The 20148-nt window shown below is 70.5% G+C and carries 11 protein-coding genes; 9 read left to right on the top strand and 2 right to left on the bottom strand.

Going from position 1 to position 20148, the window contains the following annotated elements:
• Nucleotides 1-29 precede the first annotated feature (29 nt).
• Complete coding sequence (locus IG84_RS37785; protein ID WP_051861522.1) at nt 30-734, top strand: AbgT family transporter; 705 nt, start codon at nt 30-32, stop codon at nt 732-734.
• Here the strand turns inward: IG84_RS37785 and IG84_RS0108705 are convergent.
• The gene (locus IG84_RS0108705) at nt 731-2371 is read right to left on the bottom strand and encodes a carboxylesterase/lipase family protein (protein ID WP_157848844.1); all 1641 of its coding nucleotides are present in this window, start codon (nt 2369-2371) and stop codon (nt 731-733) included. The two genes, IG84_RS37785 and IG84_RS0108705, sit on opposite strands and share 4 nt — an antisense overlap.
• Nucleotides 2372-2816: 445 nt before the next feature.
• On the opposite strand from IG84_RS0108705, the gene IG84_RS42095 reads away from it, so the two are divergent.
• The 4 genes from IG84_RS42095 to IG84_RS0108715 are packed head-to-tail and all read left to right on the top strand — an operon-like array spanning nt 2817 to nt 9661.
• Nucleotides 2817-6062 (top strand): AMP-binding protein, encoded by a 3246-nt coding sequence (locus IG84_RS42095; RefSeq protein ID WP_245659274.1) that lies wholly within the window; start codon nt 2817-2819, stop codon nt 6060-6062.
• A complete protein-coding gene (locus IG84_RS42100) occupies nt 5944-8787 on the top strand; it encodes an AMP-binding protein (protein ID WP_245659289.1) in 2844 nt (947 codons plus the stop codon). Before IG84_RS42095 ends, IG84_RS42100 begins: the two co-directional genes overlap by 119 nt.
• Nucleotides 8784-9170, top strand: coding sequence for a phosphopantetheine-binding protein (locus IG84_RS42105; RefSeq protein ID WP_037799630.1), 387 nt, complete (start codon nt 8784-8786; stop codon nt 9168-9170). Before IG84_RS42100 ends, IG84_RS42105 begins: the two co-directional genes overlap by 4 nt.
• Nucleotides 9171-9229: 59 nt before the next feature.
• Nucleotides 9230-9661, top strand: coding sequence for an ester cyclase (locus IG84_RS0108715; RefSeq protein ID WP_031053451.1), 432 nt, complete (start codon nt 9230-9232; stop codon nt 9659-9661).
• A 69-nt stretch (nt 9662-9730) separates the two neighbouring features.
• On the opposite strand, the gene IG84_RS0108720 is transcribed toward IG84_RS0108715, so the two are convergent.
• Nucleotides 9731-11293: an MFS transporter gene (locus tag IG84_RS0108720; RefSeq protein WP_157848845.1), complete on the bottom strand. Its 1563-nt coding sequence runs from the start codon at nt 11291-11293 to the stop codon at nt 9731-9733.
• Nucleotides 11294-11551: 258 nt separating this feature from the next.
• Between IG84_RS0108720 and IG84_RS0108725 the strand changes: the two genes are divergently transcribed.
• From IG84_RS0108725 to IG84_RS0108740, 4 genes are read left to right on the top strand one after another with little or no spacing between them, the layout of a single operon-like run.
• Nucleotides 11552-17053 carry a non-ribosomal peptide synthetase gene (locus tag IG84_RS0108725; protein ID WP_031053456.1) on the top strand — a complete coding sequence of 1834 codons (5502 nt, stop codon included), beginning with the start codon at nt 11552-11554 and terminating at the stop codon, nt 17051-17053.
• A gap of 52 nt (nt 17054-17105) precedes the next feature.
• A complete protein-coding gene (locus tag IG84_RS0108730; protein WP_031053458.1) occupies nt 17106-18260 on the top strand; it encodes a Gfo/Idh/MocA family oxidoreductase in 1155 nt (384 codons plus the stop codon).
• Complete coding sequence (locus IG84_RS0108735; RefSeq protein WP_211266439.1) at nt 18253-19062, top strand: thioesterase II family protein; 810 nt, start codon at nt 18253-18255, stop codon at nt 19060-19062. Before IG84_RS0108730 ends, IG84_RS0108735 begins: the two co-directional genes overlap by 8 nt.
• Nucleotides 19059-20147, top strand: a complete 1089-nt coding sequence (locus IG84_RS0108740) for a class I SAM-dependent methyltransferase (RefSeq protein WP_031053464.1) — start codon at nt 19059-19061, stop codon at nt 20145-20147. The genes IG84_RS0108735 and IG84_RS0108740 overlap by 4 nt, the downstream gene beginning before the upstream one ends.
• Nucleotide 20148 lies beyond the last annotated feature (1 nt).

Consider the following 20148-nt stretch of genomic DNA (forward strand, 5'->3'; position numbering starts at 1 on the left):
GAGCACCTGGTCCCCAACTTCATGCTCCGGTGCAGCGCAAGGCCCTGCTGGCCACAGCAGCCGTCCTCGCAGGGTACGCGGCGGCGGTGCTGGGGCTGTGGCTGCCGCCCGGGGCACCGCTGCGCGGAGCGGGCGGTGCCCTCGTCCCCTCGCCGTTCCTCACCGGCATCGTCCCGGTCCTGTTCGGCGCCTTCCTCCTCGCCGGTCTCACCTACGGGTTCGCGGCGCGGAAGCTCAGCGGCACCGAGGACGTCACCGCCGCCGTCACGGAGTCGGTGCGGAGCATGGCCGGATACATCGTGATGATGTTCGTCGCCGCGCAGGTCATCGCGCTGTTCACCTGGTCGAACGTCGGCGTGCTCATCGCGGTGAAGGCAGCGGCGCTGTTCGACGCACTCGGCATGACCGGCTTCGGCGCGATCGTTGTGTTCGTCCTGCTGACCTGCTGCCTCAACTTCTTCATCATCTCCGGATCCGCCTTGTGGTCGCTGATCGCCCCGGTCTTCATACCCGCCTTCATGCTGCTGGGCATGAGCCCGGCCCTCAGTCAGGCCGCATTCGGCATCGGCGACTCCACCACCGGCGCCCTCACCCCGATGAACCCGTACCTCTTCCTGGTCCTCGCGCTACTCCAGCAATACGAGCCGGAGGCACGTCTGGGCACCCTCATCGCCCGGCTGGCGGTCTTCGTCGTACCGTTCCTGGCGGTGTGGCTGGCCGTCCTCGCCCTCTAGGACGTGGGAACGCCTGCCTGTTCAGCGAGGCGGTCCGGATTGGTGGTGAGCCAGTCGTAGGTGAAGGAGTTCCAGAAGGAACACTGGTGTCGGGCCGCGTACACCTCGGACTTGAGGGCCCGGCTCTCACCACCCGGCAGCAGGGACATGTACTTCGCGCCCCGATACGACGGCCAGGCGGCAAGCCCCGGGGTCGCGGGGTTCCCGTGCTTCACGAACGAGCCCCAGTAGCGCACCATCTCCCTGGACAGCTGCTGTTGTCCGGGAGAAAGCAGCTTCGAGGTCGCCATGGGCCACAGATATCCGACCTGGCTCGAATGCGGGGCCCCCGAGTCGAAGCCGGCCGGAGTCTCGCCGAGGACGGGCGGGTGCGGGTCGTCGAACTCGTAGAAGTACGTGTGCGGTTGCCGAGCGGCGAACCGGTCCGTGAGCTTCTGGTACTGGCAGCCTCCGAGCCCGTAGAAGACGCTGCTGTCGCCCCACAGGGCGCTGATCGCGTACGTCCCGGCGTACGGGCTGCTGTAAGCGCTGTAGGGATAGTGCGCGAGCACGGCGTCGGCCTGTGCCCCGAACTCCTGCCGGACCGCCCGCTCGTACTGCTCCTTCGTCGCGTGCGCGAACGGCAGTGCCCAGCGCCGTACTTCGTCACGCGTGCTGCCGATGAGGAGGGGGACGTTCGCGGACCGGCCGGTGCGTACGGCCTCGCTCGGCGGGAGGGGCAGCTCGGGACCCCCGGCCACGGGCAGCGGGCCGGTCAGGACGCCGCCGACGAAGTCCCGTCCGGCAGAGAGCAGTTCATCGGCAGGCTTGGCCCGCAGGCAGGACGCGCCGGCCGACGGATCGGAACAGCCGGCGGCTGCTGCGTACTTCTTCCCCCTGGTGACGGCTTGCGCGGCCGTGTGGCTGGGGCACCCGCCGCTTTCAATGATCGCGCCGGCGAACAGGCCGCGGGCCGGGGGCGAGGCCAGGAGCGCGCAGACGGAATGGCCGCCGGCCGATTGGCCGGCCATGGTCACGCGGCCCGCGTCCCCGCCGAAGGCGCCTATGTTGCGCTGTGTCCAGCGGAGCGCCGCCTCCTGGTCGAGCAGGCCGTAGTTGCCGGCACCCCGCTTGCTCAGCCCGGGCAGGTCGAGATAGCCGAACACGCCCAGCCGGTAGTTGATCGTGACGACCACGACGTCGTTGGCCTCGGCGATCTGTGAGCCGTCGTAGCGGTCGCCCGAACCGCTGGAGAAGCCGCCGCCGTGGATCCAGAACAGCACCGGCAGCGGACGGTTCGTGCGGTGTGCGGGGGTGTAGACGTTCAGGTACAGGCAGTCCTCGCTCATCCCAGGGCCGGTGCCATTGCCGGTGGCCGACTGCAGGCAGCGCGAGCCGTGGGCGGTCGCCGGCCGTACGCCCGTCCAGGGGGAGACGGGTGCGGGAGGCTGCCAGCGTCTGGAGCCGACCGGCGGCGCGGCGTACGGGATGCCGAGGAACTGATTGACCCCCTCCGTCGCGGCTCCCTTGACCAGGCCCTTGTCGGTGGAGACCGTCAAGGGGCGAGGAGCGGCGGACGCGGGTACGGCCGATACGACGGTCAGCAGGGTGAGCAGGCTCGCGAGGACAGCAAGTCCTCGTCGGACAATGGATCGCACGGAATCTCCCGAGAGGCAGGGACGATGGGGCAGGCCATGCTCGGGTTGTGAGGATCAGGTGGGCAATGCCGCCGTTCCGCTCAACGGACCTGCGACGTAAGCGAGACGGCGGTTCTTCCGGCCTCTGCGGTGCGTCGGGCTTCGGCGCAGAAAACGTCGGCATGCAGCGAAACTCGCGTTCCCTGTACAGGCGTTGAAGGGTTGGGGTACAAGTAAACAAACTCCCGACTTGAATGAGGTCAGGCTGGTGGAAGCGCAGCGGGGCATGGCGTCAGGGACAGGACCCGTAACGGAACGGGAGCTCGCGGAGGCTCTGGGGCGGCGGTTGGCCGAGGCGCGATGCGGCGGGATCTGCTTGGTTCAGCAGTCTCTCGGCGAGGGGCCGACGGTGTTCGTCGAGTGCGCCCAGGGGGCGGCGGATGTCCCCCCTGTCTCTGTGGCCGGCATGCTGCGCACCGCACTGACCGAAGAGTTCCGGACACCCCCTGAAGAGATCGTCTGTGTGCGGCTGTCGAGCTTGCCGCGCTCGCCGGAGGGCGAGCCGGTGGCTCACGACGCTCTCCAGCTGTACCGACGCGGAGCGTTGGACGTCCTGCACGTGGAACGCCGCACGGAAGATGTGGTGGCCCCGGAGGACGAGCCGGCGGGGGGCCTCTTCGGCTCCTCCACGTTGTTCGAGTCCGCCGTTCTCTTCGAAGAGGGAGGACAGGCGGAGCAGGCTGTCGGACTCGGCAACGGAGGGGACGGCGAGCCGCTTTCCATGGAGCTGATGCGTCAGGACATCGCGGAGCTCCTGGACGAGCCACTCGACAGGATCCCTGATAACGCCGACCTCACCGCACTCGGGCTCGACTCCATCATGATCATGACATTGGTCAACCGGTGGCAGGCGGACGGTGCGGGTGTCACGTTCGGCGAACTGTTCGCGCGTCCGGTTCTGAAGGACTGGTGGGCCGCGGTGGCCTCAGCGCGAGAAGCTGGGCAGGCCGGCGCGGAGCAGGGCCTGACGGCGGAGGAGGTATCCGCCCCGAGTGGGACGGAGCCGTTCGATCTGGCCCTGATGCAGCATGCGTACTGGATCGGCCGCGGCGACGAGCAGGTACTGGGTGGCGTCGCCGCACACTTCTACAACGAGTTCACCGGACGCGACGTGCGGCCCGACCGGCTGGAACAGGCTGTCCGTGCCCTCACACAGCGCCATGCGATGCTGCGGGCGCACTTCACCGACGACGGCCGGCAGTGGATCGCCGAGCAGAGTGCTTGGCCCGGCCTGACAGTCCATGACCTGCGGGAACATGGCATGGACGAGGCCGAGGAACGATTGGCGCGGTTGCGCGCTGAGCTTTCGGGCCGACGCCTGGCGGTGGAACGCGGCGAGGTCTTCGACGTCCAGCTCTCACTGCTCCCGGACGGCGGTACCCGGGTGCACGTCAATGTCGACATGCTCGTGGCGGACGCGCTGAGCTTCCGCATCGTCCTGGCCGATCTTGCCTCGCTCTACGACGCACCGCACGCATCGCTGCCGCCCATCGACTACAGCTACCCGCAATACCTGGCCCACCGCACGCGCCGCCGCGAGCGCGGCCGCCAGGCCGACAGGGCGTACTGGCAGGAGCGCCTGCCGGAGCTGCCCGGCGGCCCGGAACTCCCGCTGGCAGTGGACCCGGAGCGCCTCACACGGCGGTCACCGAGCCGTCGTCACCACTGGCTCAGCGGCCCCGAGCGGGATCGGCTCGCGGGCCGCGCCAGGTCGCACGGCGTGACGCTTTCCACGGTGTTCGCCACCGCCTTCGCCGAAGTGCTGGCGGCGTGGAGCTCCCGCAAGCACTTCGTACTCAACCTGCCGCTGTTCGACAGGGAAGCGGTGCACCCGGATGTCTTCCGGCTCAGTGGGGACTTCACCAACCTCCTGCTGCTCGAAGTCGACCTCAGCGAGGCGGGCACCTTCCTGGACCGGGCGCGGCAGCTGCAGGGTCGGCTGCAGGCCGACATGGCGCACACCGAATATTCCGGCGTCGACGTACTGCGCGACCTGTCCCGGGCCAACAACGGCGATCCGGTGTATGCGCCAGTGGTGTTCACCAGTGGGCTCAGCTTGGGGGAGCTGTTCAGCGAGGAGGTGCGCCGATGTTTCGGTGCACCTTCCTGGATGATCTCGCAAGGACCGCAAGTATGGCTGGATCACCAGGTCACCGAGCATGACGGTGGTCTGCTGCTCAACTGGGACGCCGAACAGGAGTTGTTCGGCGAAGGTGTCCTGGACGCCATGTTCGGCGCCTACCGCCGGATCATCGAGTGGCTCGGCGGCCCCGGTGACGACTGGGACCGGCAGCTGCCCGACCTGCTGCCGGACGATCAGCGTGCCGTGCGCGCCGTCTGCAACGACACGCGCGCCCCGGGCAGTGGCTCGCTCCTGCACGAGGAGTTCTTCCACCAGGCCGCCGTGGCGCCCGGCCGCCCGGCGCTGCTGTGGGGAGACGACGAGCAGCAGACCTACGACGAACTGGCCGAGCGGGCGCTGCGGGTCGCGGGAGCACTGCGGGCGCGCGGTGTCGTACCAGGAGACACCGTGGCCGTCACCCTGCCCAAGGGGCCAGGACAGGTCGCCGCCGTCCTGGGCGTACTGGCCGCCGGTGCCGCGTACGTGCCGATCGGGACCGACCAGCCGTCGTCCCGCAGAGCGAAAATCTACCGACGGGCCGGCGTCCGGACCGTCCTGACCGACAAGGACGAGCGCGGGGCCCCGACGTGGCCCGAGGGCCTTGCGCCACTCCTGCTCGACGAGGCACTGCGGGCCGGTCCGCTCGCGGAGCCGGTGACGGTCGACACGGACGCGGTGGCCTACATCATCTTCACGTCCGGTTCGACGGGCGAGCCCAAGGGGGTGATGGTCAGTCACGCGGCGGCGGTCAACACCTTGGAGGATCTCAACGCTCGGTTCGAGGTCGGTCCCAAGGACCGGGTGCTGGCGGTGTCGGCGCTGGACTTCGACCTGTCGGTGTACGACATCTTCGGGCTGCTGTCGGCCGGCGGCGCCCTCGTGCTCGTCTCGGAGGACGAGCGACGCGATGCCCTGAGCTGGGTAGGTCTCGTGCGGCACAAGGGGGTGACGGTGTGGCAGTCCGTACCGGCGCTGCTGGACATGCTCCTCATCACGGCGGAGGAGAGCGGACAGCGCTTGCCGCTACGCGTCGCCCTGCTCGGCGGTGACTGGGTCACGGTGGACCTCTGGGGCCGCTTGCGGACGTGGGCGCCCGGCAGTCGGCTCGCCGGCCTCGGCGGCACCACCGAAGCCGCCATCCACTCCACGGTGTGCGAGGTGACCGGCATCCCAGAGCACTGGCGCTCCGTGCCGTACGGGACCCCGCTCGCCAACGTCGTCTGCCGTGTGGTGGATGAGCTGGGGCGGGATTGTCCTGACTGGGTGCCGGGTGAGTTGTGGATCGGTGGTGCGGGGGTCGCGCTGGGGTATTGCGGTGATGCGGCAACTGGCCGCGGCCGTGCAGCCCGCACGGCGCGCACCGGACCCGGACGAGCTGCGCGACCGGCTCGCCGGGCACCTCCCCTCGTACATGATCCCGGAGCGGATCCTGGTACTCGAAGAGCTGCCGCTGAACGCCAACGCGAAGATCGACCGCAGGCGGATATCGGCCCTGCTGGACGCCTCGCGCACCGGCGGCACGCCGGGTGAAGCACCGCGGGCCGGAGCCGAGCAGCAGGTGGCCGAGGTCTGGAAGGAGTTGCTGGGCGTCGACCGGGTCACGCGTGACGACGGCTTCTTCGCCCTGGGCGGTGACAGCCTGCTCGCCACCAGGGCAGCGGGGCGGCTGCGCGCCGCGGGCCTGTCCGGGGTGGAGCTCCGGACCCTGCTCTCCCGTCCGGTGCTGAAGGACTTCGCAGCCTCCCTGAGCACGAACACGGCAGCGGAAGCCCCGGCCGCCACGATAGTCGAGGACCTCGAGGGCCGTTACGAGCCGTTCCCGCTGACCGACGTGCAGCGGGCGTACTGGTTCGGCAGGACGGAGGACTTCGCCCTCGGCGGAGTGGCGTCCCACTGGTACTGGGAGTTCGAGGACGACGACCTCGACGTGCGCCGGCTGGAGGATGCCTGGAACCGCGTGGTGGCACGGCACGAGATGCTGCGGGCGGTGTTCGGCGAGGACGGAACACAGCGCATCCTGCCCGCCGTGCCCGAGTACCGCATCGATGTCACCGACGTGTCCGCGGAGGAGCGGGAGGCCGCCCTCACGAGGATGCGCGACAGCCTCTCCCACCAGGTGCTCGACTCGACGCGCTGGCCGCTCTTCGACATCCGGGCGGTCCGGATGGCAGGCGGGCCGACCCGCATCGCGTTCAGTCTCGACCTGCTCGTGCTGGACGCGCTGAGCATCATGATCGTCTTCTCCGAGCTGGGCACCCTCTACCGAGACCCGGGCGCCGAGCCGGCGCCGCTGACCCTGTCGTTCCGGGACTACCTGCTGAACGTCCGGCCGGACCCGGAGCGCCGCGAGGCCGACCGGCTCTACTGGCGCGAGCGCGCCGCCCAACTGCCGCCCGCGCCCGAGCTTCCGTTGCGGACCGACCCCGAGCTGGTCAAAGCGCCGCGCTTCACACGGCGCGAGGCCGTCGTCCCCCCGGAGCAGTGGGAGAAGATCCGCGGCAAGGCGCGCGCCCACGGCCTGACGCCGGCGGCCCTGTTGGCCACCTGCTACGCCGAGGTGCTGGGCCGGTGGTCCAGCCGGGCGGACGTGACCTTGAACCTCACCCTCTTCGACCGGCAGGAGGTGCACCCGGAGATCCGGTCCGTCGTCGGCGACTTCACCTCACTGCTGTTGGCCGGGTACCGGCCGCGCCCCGGCGAGTCGCTCCTGGAGCGCGCCCGCAGGTTCCAGGACGGCCTGTGGCAGGACCTCGACCACGGTACGGTCTCGGCGATCGAGGTGCTGCGGGACATGGCGCGGTCGGACGACCGTGCCACGGGGGCGATGCCGGTGGTGTTCACCAGTGCGCTCGGCGTGGGCGCGGAGCCGGCGGCGCCGCCGTTCGCGGAGCAGGTCTGGGGCCTTTCCCAGACGCCGCAGGTGTGGTTGGACTACCAGGTCATGGACTTCGCGGGCGGTATCCGGTTCAACTGGGACGCCGTGGAGGAACTGTTCGCGGAGGGCGTGCTGGACGCGATGTTCGACGCCCACCGTGAGCTGGTGCTCTCTCTCGCCGATGCGGACTGGACCCGGCCGCTGCCGGACGCGCTGCCCGCCGCCCAGCGCAGCGTCCGGGCGCAGGCCAACGCGACCGCCGCCGAGGTGCGGCGGGCGCCGCTGCACCAGGCTTTCTTCGCACGCGCCGAGTCCGCTCCCGAGGCACCGGCGGTGATCTGCGGTGACGGCACGACCTGGTCCTACGGTCGGCTCGCGGAGCGGGCGCTGCGGGTGGCAGGCCATCTGACCGCGACCGGTGTCCGGCCGGGCGACGCGGTGGCGATCCGCCTGCCGAAGGGCCCCGGCCAGATCGCGGCTGTCATAGGGGTTCTCGCGGCCGGTGCCGTGTACGTCCCGATCGGAGTCGACCAGCCGGAGCGCCGCGCGGAGCGCATCCTCGCCCGGGCGGACGTCTCGGTCGTGCTCACCGAGGCGTCGCTGGACGAGGCGTGGGGTGCGGAGCCGTTGGCGGAGCCGGTGGCGGTGGACGCGGAGGGGCTGGCGTACATCATCTTCACGTCGGGTTCGACGGGGGAGCCGAAGGGGGTGATGGTCAGTCATGCGGCGGCGGTGAACACGCTGGACGATGTGAACGCGCGGTTCGCGGTGGGCCCGGAGGACCGGGTGCTGGCGGTGTCGGCACTGGACTTCGACCTGTCGGTGTACGACATCTTCGGGCTGCTGTCCGCCGGCGGCTCCCTCGTCCTCATCGAGGAGGGCGAACGCAGGGAGGCCCGGCGCTGGGCGGAACTGGTACGACGCTGGGACGTCACGGTCTGGAACACCGTGCCCGCGCTGCTGGACATGCTGCTCGTCGCGGCGGACGACGGCCCGCCGCTGACCTCCCTGGACGTGGCGCTGGTCTCCGGTGACTGGGTCGGCCTCGACCTGCGCGGCCGGCTCGCGCGGGAGGCTCCCGGCTGCCGCCTCGTCGCGCTCGGCGGAGCCACGGAAGCCGCGGTGTGGTCGAACTTCTTCGAGGTCGGCCGGGTCGACCCCGGCTGGTCCGCCGTTCCGTACGGCAGGCCCCTCACCAACCAGCGCTTTCGTGTGGTGGATGAGCTGGGGCGGGATTGTCCTGACTGGGTGCCGGGTGAGTTGTGGATCGGTGGTGCGGGGGTCGCGCTGGGGTATTGCGGTGATGCGCGGCACCTGCCGGCGGGCCGGCCCCGGACGCATGGCGTACCTGGCTCGCGGACCGGCTGCCGGGCTACATGATCCCCGAGCTGCTGGTCGAGGCGGCGGCGCTCCCCCTGACTGCGAACGGCAAGGTCGACCGTGCCGAGGTCGTCCGGCAGCTGCGCGGTGCGCGCCCGCAGGAGCAGACCCTCGAAGCCCCGCGGGGAGAGACGGAGCCGGCCCTCGCGGCGGAGTGGCGGGAGCTGCTGGGCGTCGACCGGCTGGGCCGGGATCAGAGCTTCTTCGTCCTCGGCGGGGACAGCCTGCTCGCGACCCGGCTCGTCGAGTCCGTCCGCAAGTCCTCCGGCGTGGTGGTGACGTTGCGCGAGTTCCTCGCGGCGCCGACCGTGCGGCAGCTCGCCGAGCTGATCGAATCGCGACGCCCGTCGGCATCGGAGCCGATGGACGAGGGCAGCATCTGACGCGGCGGGGTAGAGTATGTGTACGTGTACACGAACGTCGGGTGTATGAGGAGACGCGCATGAGTGCGGAGCAGAACAGGTCGCTCTACAGGAAATGGATCGACGAGCTCTGGCACGCCGATCCGGAGAAGATGGACGATCTCGCGGAGCAGCTCGCGGCCCCGGATTTCGTCGCCCACTGGCCGGGCGAGGACGTGTCCGGCCCTGCCCAGCTGGCCGAAATGGTCCGCCGTGGGGTCTCGCTCTTTTCCGACGTCCGCGTCGACGTCGTCGTCGGCCCGCTCGTGGAAAATGACCTGGTGTCCGGCAGGTGGATTTTCCGGGGAAAGTACAACGGTGAACTTCCTGGCTCGCCGGCCGCCGTGGGAACCGAGGTTTCCTTCGCGGGCATGGATATCTTCCGCTGCCGTGATGGAAAGTTCACCGAGTATTGGGTGAGTTCCGACGGGCTCCAGTTCATGGAGCAGCTCGGATTCACGCCGAAACCCTGACGGTTCGGCGGCACGTACGAGAGGGGCCTCGGGTTCGCGAACCGAGGCCCCTCTCGTCATGGGGGCGAGTCAGCCCTTCTGGGGCGCCGCGGCACCCGCGGGGCGGGCGGCGGGCCCGGTACGGAGGGTGCACGCTGCGATCACGGCCGAGCACACCGCGAGTGCCACGCTTCCCCAGGCCACTGCGGTCAGCCCATGGGTGAAGGCGTCCTGCAGAGCGCGGAACGAGACGCCGGGCACGGTCTCCAGGCGCCCCGCCGAGACGGCGTGGATGATTCCTTCGGCACGGTCGGTACCGACGTGTGCCGCCGACAGCGGCCCCTCCAGGGCGCTCCGGACCTGCGTGGCCAGGACGGTGCCGAGCGCCGCGACGCCCACCACGATCCCCAGCGGACGCACGCTGTTGGCGAGGCCGCTGGCCAGCCCCGCGCGCTCGACGGGGACCGCGCCGAGGGCCGCCGCCATGACGGGGGCCTGGACGACTCCGCCACCCGCGCCCAGGACCACCAGGGCCGGTGCGAGGAGCAGCCAGCCGCTGTCCGTGTCCAGCATGGTCAGGGGGAGCAGGCCGACGGCCGTGACGGCGCTGCCGACCGCCGTCACGGTCGCCGTACTGAACTTCTTCAGCAGCTTGGCGCCCATGGGGGCCGTCACCATGAACGGCAGGATGATGGGCAGGAGGGCGGCCCCCGCCTGCAACGCGGAGTAGCCGCGCACCTGCTGGAACCAGATGGCCAGGAACATCATGAGGCCGAAGAACGACGCCACGACGGTGAAGAGGGTGAGCAGCGCGCCGCTGTAGGCGGGGGCGCGCAGGAGGCTCAGGTCGAGGAGGGGGTGGCGGCCGCGCCGCTCTGCCACGACGAACAGCGCGAGCAGAAGGATGCCGACGACGAGGCAGCCGAGGGTCGTCGTGCCGGTCCAGCCGTGTTCCGGTGCCGCGATCACCGCGTACGTCACCGCGATCAGACCGGCGGCGGAGAGGAGCAGGCCCGCGGGGTCCAGCGGCCGGTCGGCGGACCGGTGGCCGCCGGGCAGGCCGCGGGAGCCGGCCACGACCGCCAGACACAGCGGCAGGTTGATCAGGAACGCCCAGCGCCATCCGGCCGAGTCGACGAGCACTCCGCCGAGGAGCGGGCCGACGACGAACGACAAGGACGCCACGGTGGTGTAGAGGCCCAGCGCGCGGGCCCGGGCCCGGCCGGGGAAGCCGGCGGTGAGCTGGGCCAGCCCCGCGGAGGTCAGGACGGCCGCCGAGATCCCCTGCGCGGCGCGCGCGACGATCAGTACCTCCGACCCCTGCGAAACGGCGATCACAGTGGAGGTCAGGGCGAAGGCGAGCACGCCGAGGACGAACATCCTGCGGTGCCCCCAGCGGTCGGCCAGTACGCCGGCGGTCAGCAGGAAGGCCCCGTACAGCAGGCTGTAGGCGTCCACGACCCACTGGAGTCCGGCCAGGGAGATCGTCAGGTCGGTCCCGATGTGCGGCAGCGCCACATTGACGATGGTGGTGTCGATTCCGGAGATTCCCGCTGCGGCCGCGACGACGATCAACAGCCGTTTCTGAGCCTGTGTCCAGCGTTCTGGTTGCGCTGCCGCCTCGCGATGGTCAGTCGTCGGGCTTTCCGTCATCGGCGCGTTCCTCGTCTCCTCGAAGCGGATCATGTATACGCGTAATCAAACCAGGTGCCGCTCTACCACGGAAGAGGGTTGTGGCCGAAGTTGACCGGGTGTTAGCTTCTAGGCCGTCCGGATTGATCAGTAGGTGGCGTACGACGTTTCTGCTGCGTGCCGGCGCCTTTGACCAGGCGCATGACCGGTGTCCGCAGTTGGTTGTCGACGGGGGAGCGCGTTTTTTGCGTGCCGGCCCCTCTTTCAGGAGGACTTCGGATGAATGCTGCTGAACTGCTCATCGCTGAACTCGAACGACGGGGCATTCAGCTTTGGGAAGAGGACGGCGGATTGCATTACCGGTCGCCGTCCGGAGCCCTGACCCAAGAGCTGCGCGAGGAGCTCCGGCGTCGCAAACCCGAGGTCCTGGAACGGCTCCGCCGGGCCGCCGACGGGCGGACGGCCGAGCCGGACCCGGAGAGCCGTCACGATCCCTTCCCCCTCACGGACATGCAGTCCGCGTACCTGCTCGGCCGCCGGGACGTCTTCGCCTACGGCGGTGTCTCCTGCCACGGCTACGGCGAGCTGGAGTTCGACGCGCTCGACCCGGCACGCCTGGAAGCCGCCTGGCAGAAGATGATCGAGCGGCACGACATGCTGCGTGCCACCGTCGCCGACGACGGCACCCAGCAGGTGGCGCCGACCCGGCCCGCCTACCGCGTCGCCGTCGAGGACCTGGCCTCGCACAGCCCGGAAGAACGCGCGGCCCGGACGGCGGAGATACGGGAGGAGATGGGCCACCGGGTCTACGACAGCACGGTGTGGCCCCTCTTCGACCTCCGTGTGACCCGCGGCCCCGGCAAGGACGTCCTGCACTTCTCCGTCGACTTCCTCATCGCCGACTTCCTCAGCATCCAGCTCCTGCTGGACGAACTCCGCCGGCTGTACGAGTGTCCCGACGCCGAACTGCCGGAGCCGGCCATCCAGTTCCGCGACTACCTCCGCGCCGAGCGCGAACTGCGGACAGGTCCCCGCTACGAGGAGGACCGGGCCTACTGGTGGCAGCGGATCGACGAACTGCCGCCTGCCCCCGAGCTCCCGATGGAGCGGGACGCCGGGGCCGAGGGGCGGCCGCACTTCCGCCGGTACGCGTTCGGCCTCACCCCGCCGCAATGGTCCGCACTGCGGGAACGTGCGGGCCGGCACGGCGTCACCGCGTCGACCGCCGTGCTCGCCGCGTACACCGAGGTGATCGGCGCGTGGAGCAGACACCCGCGGTTCACCTTGAACCTCACCCTGCTGAACCGACTGCCCCTGCACCCCGACGTCCCCCGCCTCATCGGCGACTTCACCTCCGTCGACCTGCTCGAGGTCACCCAGGACCACGGGGTCCCGCTGGCCGAACGGGCGAGCTCTCTCCAGGACCGGCTCTGGGAGGACCTGGACCACCGCCTGTGCTCAGGCGTCGAGGTCATGCGTGAGCTGTCCCGGCGGCGCGGCCAGGAGGCCGCCCTCATGCCCGTCGTCTTCACCAGCGCCATCGGTGTCGGCGGTACCGACGACGGCCTCGGCGAGGAGGCCTGGGGACAGCTCGGCCACGGCATCAGCCAGACACCGCAGGTGTGGATCGACTGCCAGAACATCGAGCGGCGCGGTGGCCTCGCCACGAACTGGGACGTGCGGGAAGGCGTGGTACCGGAGCGCGTCCTGGACGCCATGTTCGACGCCTACTGCACCCTGCTGCTGTGCCTCGCCGAAGGCGACGAAGCGTGGCGCGAACTCGCCCCCGTACCCCTGCCGGCCGACCAGCGTGACCGCCGCCGCGTGGTGAACGACACGGCCGCCCCGCTCCCCGAGGGGCTGTTGCACGAGGAGTTCGTCCGCCAGGCCGGGCGCACCCCCGACCGGCCCGCCGTCATCAGTGACCGCCGCACCCTGACCTACCGGGAACTGCTGGACCACGCCCGGGCCGTGGCCGAGGCGGTGCGGGACCGCACCGACCCCGGCGAACTCGTCGCCGTGGTGATGGACAAGGGCTGGGAACAGTCCGCGGCCGTGCTCGGCACCCTCCTCGCCGGCCGCGCGTACCTGCCGGTCGATTCTCTCCAGCCGGAGCTGCGGCGCGACCGGATACTCCAGGACGCAGCCGTCCGCTGCGTCCTCACCCAGTCCTGGCTGGCCGACGCCGCTCACGGCACTGGCATCCCCCGCGTTCCCGTCGACACCCTGGCCCCCGTCACCACGGCCCGCGCCCCCGACGAACCGCCGGCCGCCCCCGACGACCTCGCGTACGTCATCTACACCTCGGGCTCCACAGGGCGGCCCAAGGGGGTGATGATCAGCCACCGCAGTGCCCTCAACACCATCGAGGACATCAACCGGCGGTTCGCCGTCACCGCCGACGACCGCGTCCTGGGACTCGCCAACCTCGGGTTCGACCTGTCCGTCTACGACGTCTTCGGACCGCTGTCCGTCGGCGGCGCCCTTGTGCTGCCCGGACACGAAGGCCGGTCCGACCCCTCCCACTGGGCTCGCACCGCCGCCGACCACGGCGTGACCCTCTGGAACTCCGTACCGGCCCAGATGCAGATGCTCGCGCACTACCTCAACGCGGAACGCGACCGCATACCCGCCGGGGAGCTCTCCGCACTGCGGCTGGCGCTGCTGTCCGGGGACTGGATACCCGTGACGCTCCCGGGAGAGCTGGCCCAACTGCTCCCCGGACTGCGGGCCGTGAGCCTCGGCGGAGCGACCGAAGCCGCGATCTGGTCGATCCACCACCCCCTGGACGATGTGGCGGCGGACCTGCGCAGCATTCCGTACGGTACGCCGCTGGCCAACCAGACTTTCGCAGTCCTCGACCAGGACCTGCGCGACCGCCCCGAACTGGTCGCGGGCGAGCTGTACATCGGCGGCGCGGGCGTGGCCCAGGGATACCTCGGCGACGACGCGCTCACCGCCGCCAAGTTCATCCGGCACCCCGCCACCGGTGAGCGGCTGTACCGCACCGGTGACCTCGGGCGCTACCTGCCGGACGGCACGATCGAATTCCTGGGCCGCGAGGACGCCCAGGTCAAGATCAGAGGGCACCGGATCGAGCTGGCCGAGGTCGAGGAAGGACTGCGCTCCGCCCCGTCTGTCGGAGCGGCCGCCGCCGTCGTCACGGGAGAGAGCGCTGCCGACCGCAAGCTGTGCGCGTTCGTCACAGGCAAGACACTCGACACGGACCCCGAGCCCGCCGACGACGTGGTACGCGCCCTGACCGCCGCCGCGGCGGCGGTCCGCGCCGACCTCGAAGGCGACATCGACGGCGAGGCCATCGGCGACTTCGTCCGTGAGCTGGACGCCGCCCTGCTGACCTCCATGGCCCAGACGCTCGGCGAGACCGGTCTGTTCGCGGACGGCGGTGCGGTGACGGCAGCAGATCTCGCCACCGCGCTCGGCGCGCTGCCCGAACACCACTCCCTCGTACGGCGCTGGCTCCGCGAACTGGCGGCCGCCGGAATGGTGCGCCGCGACGACGACGGACGCCACTACGGCCTGCAGCCGGCCGATGCCGCGGACCGCACCCGGGCCTGGGAACGCGCCGAGGCGGTCCGGACCGAACGGATCTGCCCCGCGGCCCTCATGGCGTACTTCCGGGGCAGCGCGGAGAGCCTCCGGGCACTGCTGCGCGGCGAGGCCAACCCCTCCCGGATGTTCTTCCCCGAAGGGCGCCAGGACGTCGCCGAGGCGACCTACAGCCACAACGTGGCGGCCGAACACAACAACCGCGTCGCGGCACAGGCCCTGCGCTGCATCGCCGAGGCCCGTACGGCCGCCGACGGGCCGTTGCGCGTGCTGGAGGTCGGCGGCGGCATCGCCAGCACCACCCGGCATGCCGTGGAGGCCCTGGCGCCCCACGACTTCCACTACACCTTCACCGACGTCTCGCAGTACTTCCTGCAGGGAGCCCGCGCCCGCTTCGCCGACCGCACGGACATGGAGTACCAGCTCTACGACCTCAATGCGGACTACCGGCCCCAGGGCCTCGCCGCGAACTCCTACGACGTGGTGCTGTGCGGCGGCGTGCTGAACAACGCCCGGCACACCGAACGCACGCTGCGCCGACTCAAGGAACTCCTCGTACCGGGCGGCTGGCTGGTCCTCATCGAGGCGACCCGCGAGCACCTGGAGATCAGCGTCTCGCAGGCGTTCATGATGGAGGAATTCGAGGACTTCCGTGCGGAGCAGGACACCACGTTCGTCACCCGGCGGCAGTGGCTGGACCTCACAGCCGGACTGGGCGCCGACGCGGTCGTCTGCCTGCCGGCGGAGGACGACGCGCTCTCCGGGATGGGACAGCACGTCTTCGCGGTACGGCTGCGTCCCGAGCACGCTCGCGTCCACGGCCCGGCGCTGACCGAGCACCTTCGGCGACGTCTGCCCGAGCACATGATCCCCGCGGAGATCGAGGTCCTCGACGCGCTGCCGCTCACCGACAACGGAAAGATCGACCGCAAGGCGCTCCGGGAGCGGCTGCGGTGCACCACACGGTCCGAGGACAGCGTGGTGCACGAAGAAGTCACCGACGCCCTCGAAGAGACACTGGCGGCCCTCGCTGCCGACGTCCTCGGTGTCCCGTCCGTGGGCCGGCGGCAGAACTTCTTCGACCTCGGCGGTGACTCGCTGCTGGTCGCCCAGTTCGTCGGCCGCATTCGGGAACAGGTCCCCGAATGTGCCGAGCTCTACTTCGACGGCCTGCTGCGGCGGCTGCTCAACCAGCCGACCGTCGCCGAACTCGCCGACTACATCCGTCAGTACCGGCCCGCCGAACAGGCCGCCGGCCGCGCTCCCGCGCTCTCGCCCCTCGTCCCGCTCAACGACGAGTCCGAGGGACCCTTGCGAGTTCTGGTGCACGAAGGCATCGGGACGATGGCGCCGTACCGGAAGCTGGCCAGGGAACTGGCCGAACATGGCCCGCTCGCCGGTCTCGCCGTCAACGACATGCGCGGCTATCTGGCCCTGGACGCCGAGCAGCTCATCACCCGGCTCGCCGGCGACTATGCCGAAGAACTGCTCGCCCAGGGCCACCGGCGGTTCCACGTCGTCGGGTACTGCCTCGGCGGCCTGCTGGCGACCGAGATGGCCGGCCGGCTCACCGAAGCGGGCGCGGACGTCGCCTCCCTCACCGTGGTGAGCAGCTACCGCGTCCCGTACCGGATCGAGGACGAGCTGCTCTACGAGTACGCCTTCGGCCGCGTTCTCTCGGCCGACCTGGGGGCGATGGGCTACCACAAGGACGAGGAACTGATGGGCCGGGCACTGCGCACCGTGCTCGCCGCGACCCCCGGCACGGTCGGCGAAGGGGCCTTCGACGCCCTCGACGGCGATCCGGGTCTGGCCGAGGTCGCCGAGCGCTTCACGGCGTTGCGCGCACGCGACCCCCAGGAACGGCTGGACACCCTGAGCGCACACCTCCTCGACCGGGGCTCTCCCGTCGGTTCGGCCCAGCAGGTGACCGAGCTCTACGGCGTCTTCCGGCAGAGCTTCGCGGCCGCGACCTCGCACCGGCCCGACCTGTACGCCGGCGACATGACGTTCCTGAACCCGCGGGGCACGCTCCAGTTCCTGCCCGGGCTGCAGTCGGACATGACCGCCTACTGGCGCGACACCTGCCTCGGTGACCTCACGGTGACGGAGGTGCCCGGCGACCACTTCAGCTGCCTGGAAGCCCCGCACGTCGGAACCACGGCGAAGGAGATCCTCGCCGCCGCACAGCGCGGCGGAGCGGCCAGGTGACCGCGTACGTACCGCTGACAGCCGCGGACAGAGAACGGGGAAGGGATTTTTCATGGTGAGGCCGCTGGACACCGGACGCCGGCCGAAGGTCGTGGTGTGCGGTACACGGTGGGGACGGGTCTACCTCCAGGCGTTCCTGGAGCCGGACTTCCCCTTCGAACTCGTCGGCATCGTGGGACAGGGCAGCGACCGCAGCAAGGCGTGCGCACGCTATTACGACGTACCGCTGTACACCGAGGTGCAGCAGGTCCCCGACGACGTGGACATCGCCTGCGTGGTCATCAGCGCGGGAGTGCAGGGGGGCAGGGGAGCCGAGATCGCCCAGGCGTTCATGGACCGTGGCATGCACGTGCTCCAGGAACACGCGCTCCACCACGACGAGCTCGCCGCCTGCCTGCGGGCCGCCCGCAGGAACGGCGTGCAGTACCGGCTGAACACCCACTACCCGCACATCGAGCCGGTCCGCAGATTCATCGCAGCGGCCCGTGAGCTGTTCACCCGACAGCGCCCCCAGTTCATCGATGCCACCTGCGCCATTCAGGTCGCCTACACCCTCTTCGACATCCTCGGCCGGGCCCTGGGCGGGGCGCGCCCGTGGGGATTCGCCGACATCCCGGCGATCCCGGACGAGCTGCGCTCGCTCACGGAGCTGGAATTCCCCTACCGCTCCGCGAACGGCGTCTTCGCCGGTGTGCCGATGACACTGCGCATGCAGAACCAGATGAAGTCGAGCGATCCGGACAACTACACCCACCTCTTCCACCGCATCACGGTGGGCACCGACGGGGGACACCTCACACTCGTCAACACTCAGGGCCCCGTGCTCTGGAGCCCCCGGCCGCACGGGCCGGAAGAGGCATGGCACACGGTCCGCCTCTTCGACACGGACGCCGTGCACCTCACCTACCCCAGTGCTTCGGTGCTCGGCCCGGTCACGGGCCCCGACTACCGGGAGATCGTCGGCTCGGTCTGGCCAGGGGGCGTACGCACCGCCCTGGGGGCCCTGCGCCGGGCGGCGGTGGCCGGGGAAGACCCGCTCAAGGAAGGGCAGTACTACCTCACGCTCTGCCGGCTGTGGCAGGACCTCACGACCCGGCTCGGGTACCCGACGCAGCTCACGCGGTCGGACGCCCCCGACGTACTCCCGGCGGACGACCTGGAGAAGGCCGCTCTCGCCGTGGGGCCGAAGGACGGTTGGCGTGACTGACACGGTGAACCGCACCCCCGGTGGCGACTGGCTCCGGTGTTTCCGGCCCGCTCCGGGCAGCAAGACCGGACTGGTGTGCTTCCCCCACGCGGGCGGCGCTGCCAGCGCGTTCCGCACCTGGCCCCGCCGGCTGGGCGACGGCATCGAGCTGTATGCGGTCCAGTACCCGGGGCGTCAGGACCGCTCGGGAGAACCGCACATCGACGACATGGAGGTCATGGCGGATGCCGTGGCGGCTGCGCTGCGTCCCCTTCTGGACCGGCCGCTGGCCCTGCTCGGGCACAGCATGGGGGCGGCCATCGCGTATGAGGTGGCACAGCGGCTGGCCGACGAGCCGTTCGCCACTTGCGCCCACCTGTTCGTCTCCGGCCATCCCGCACCGGACATGCAGCGTCCCGGCACTCTGCACGAGAGCAGCGACACCGGCCTCATCGAGGACGTGCGCCGCCTCGGCGGCATCGCACCCGAGGCCCTGGACAACCCCACACTGCGCGAACTCTTCCTGCCCACACTGCGCGCCGACTACCGGCTGATCGAGCGGTACGCACCGACACCTGGTACGCCACTGCGTATCCCGGTCACCGCCCTGTGCGGTGCGGACGACCCGGAGATGACCCACGCCGAAGCGCTCGCCTGGTCCCGTACCACCAGTGGCGCGTTCGCCGTGCGGACTTTTCCCGGCGGCCATTTCTACCTCGCCGACCAAGAGGCGCGGGTGGTGGACGCGGTGACCGGGGCGCTCGACGACGTGACCGGCCGGGACCCTGCTCCACTGCACGGGGGAAGGAGGCTCGCGCGATGAACCCGGAACAGGAACGGGAGAACGCGGCGCGGGGGTTCGCCATCCGCCTCTTCACCTCGGCGGTCGCCGCCCAGGAGCTGTTCACCTGCTACCTCGGCCTGAAGCTCGGCCTGTACGACGCCCTGACGGACGCGCCCGCGACCTCGGCGGAGCTCGCCGAACGCGCCGACACCGACGAGCGTTACACCCGTGAGTGGCTGGAGCAGCAGACGGCCGCCGGAATCCTCACCGTCGACGACGCCGGCCGCCCCGCGGCGGAACGCCTCTATTCTCTCCCCCCTGGCCACGCCGAGGTGCTGCTCGCACCGGACAGCCCCTACATGGTGGCGCCCATCGCGGTCCTCCCGGTGGGCGCCACCGGCCCCGTCCTGCCCGACCTGCTCACCGCCTTCCGCACCGGAGCCGGCATCCCCTACACCACGTACGGCGAGGACTCCCGGGACGGGCACGCGGGCTCCAACCGCGCGCTGTTCACCCGGCACCTGGCCGACTGGGTCCGCACCGCGCTGCCGGACGTGCACAACCGCCTGCTGGTCGGCGGCCGGGTGGCGGACGTCGGCTGCGGTGCGGGCTGGTCGAGCATCGCTCTGGCCACCGCGTACCCCGACATCCAGGTCGACGGCTACGACCTGGACGAGCAGTCGGTGGCCGACGCCCGCCGCAACGCCAAGGAACACGGTGTGGCCGACCGGGTCGACTTCCAGGTACGCGACTGCGCGGACTCCCCGCGGACCGGCCGTTACCAACTGGTCTGCGTCTTCGACGCATTGCATGACATGGCCCGGCCGGTCGACGTCCTGCGCTCCTGCCGTTCCCTGCTCGCTCCGGGCGCGCCACTGCTCGTCATGGACGCGAAAGTCGCCGAGCGCTTCACCGCTCCTGCCGGTGAGGTGGAACGCTTCCTGTACGCCGCCAGTGTGCTGCACTGTCTGCCCGTGGGCCGGTCCCAAGAGCCGTCGGCAGCCACCGGAACGGCCATGCGCCCGGCGACGGTGGCCGCCTATGCGAGGGAAGCAGGCTTCTCCGGTACTCAGGTGCTGCCCGTGGAGGACATGTACCACCGCTTCTACCGACTGGCCGGTTGAG

The organism is Streptomyces ochraceiscleroticus (assembly GCF_000720485.1).
GTDB classification, from domain to species: Bacteria; Actinomycetota; Actinomycetes; order Streptomycetales; family Streptomycetaceae; genus Streptomyces; species Streptomyces ochraceiscleroticus.

Coding starts and splice junctions, on each gene's coding strand:
- IG84_RS42095 (WP_245659274.1), top strand. CDS start 2,817: ATGCTGCGCACCGCACTGACCGAAGAGTTCCGGACACCCCCTGAAGAG.
- IG84_RS42100 (WP_245659289.1), top strand. CDS start 5,944: ATGATCCCGGAGCGGATCCTGGTACTCGAAGAGCTGCCGCTGAACGCC.
- IG84_RS42105 (WP_037799630.1), top strand. CDS start 8,784: ATGATCCCCGAGCTGCTGGTCGAGGCGGCGGCGCTCCCCCTGACTGCG.
- IG84_RS0108715 (WP_031053451.1), top strand. CDS start 9,230: ATGAGTGCGGAGCAGAACAGGTCGCTCTACAGGAAATGGATCGACGAG.
- IG84_RS0108720 (WP_157848845.1), bottom strand. CDS start 11,293: ATGACGGAAAGCCCGACGACTGACCATCGCGAGGCGGCAGCGCAACCA.
- IG84_RS0108725 (WP_031053456.1), top strand. CDS start 11,552: ATGAATGCTGCTGAACTGCTCATCGCTGAACTCGAACGACGGGGCATT.
- IG84_RS0108730 (WP_031053458.1), top strand. CDS start 17,106: ATGGTGAGGCCGCTGGACACCGGACGCCGGCCGAAGGTCGTGGTGTGC.
- IG84_RS0108740 (WP_031053464.1), top strand. CDS start 19,059: ATGAACCCGGAACAGGAACGGGAGAACGCGGCGCGGGGGTTCGCCATC.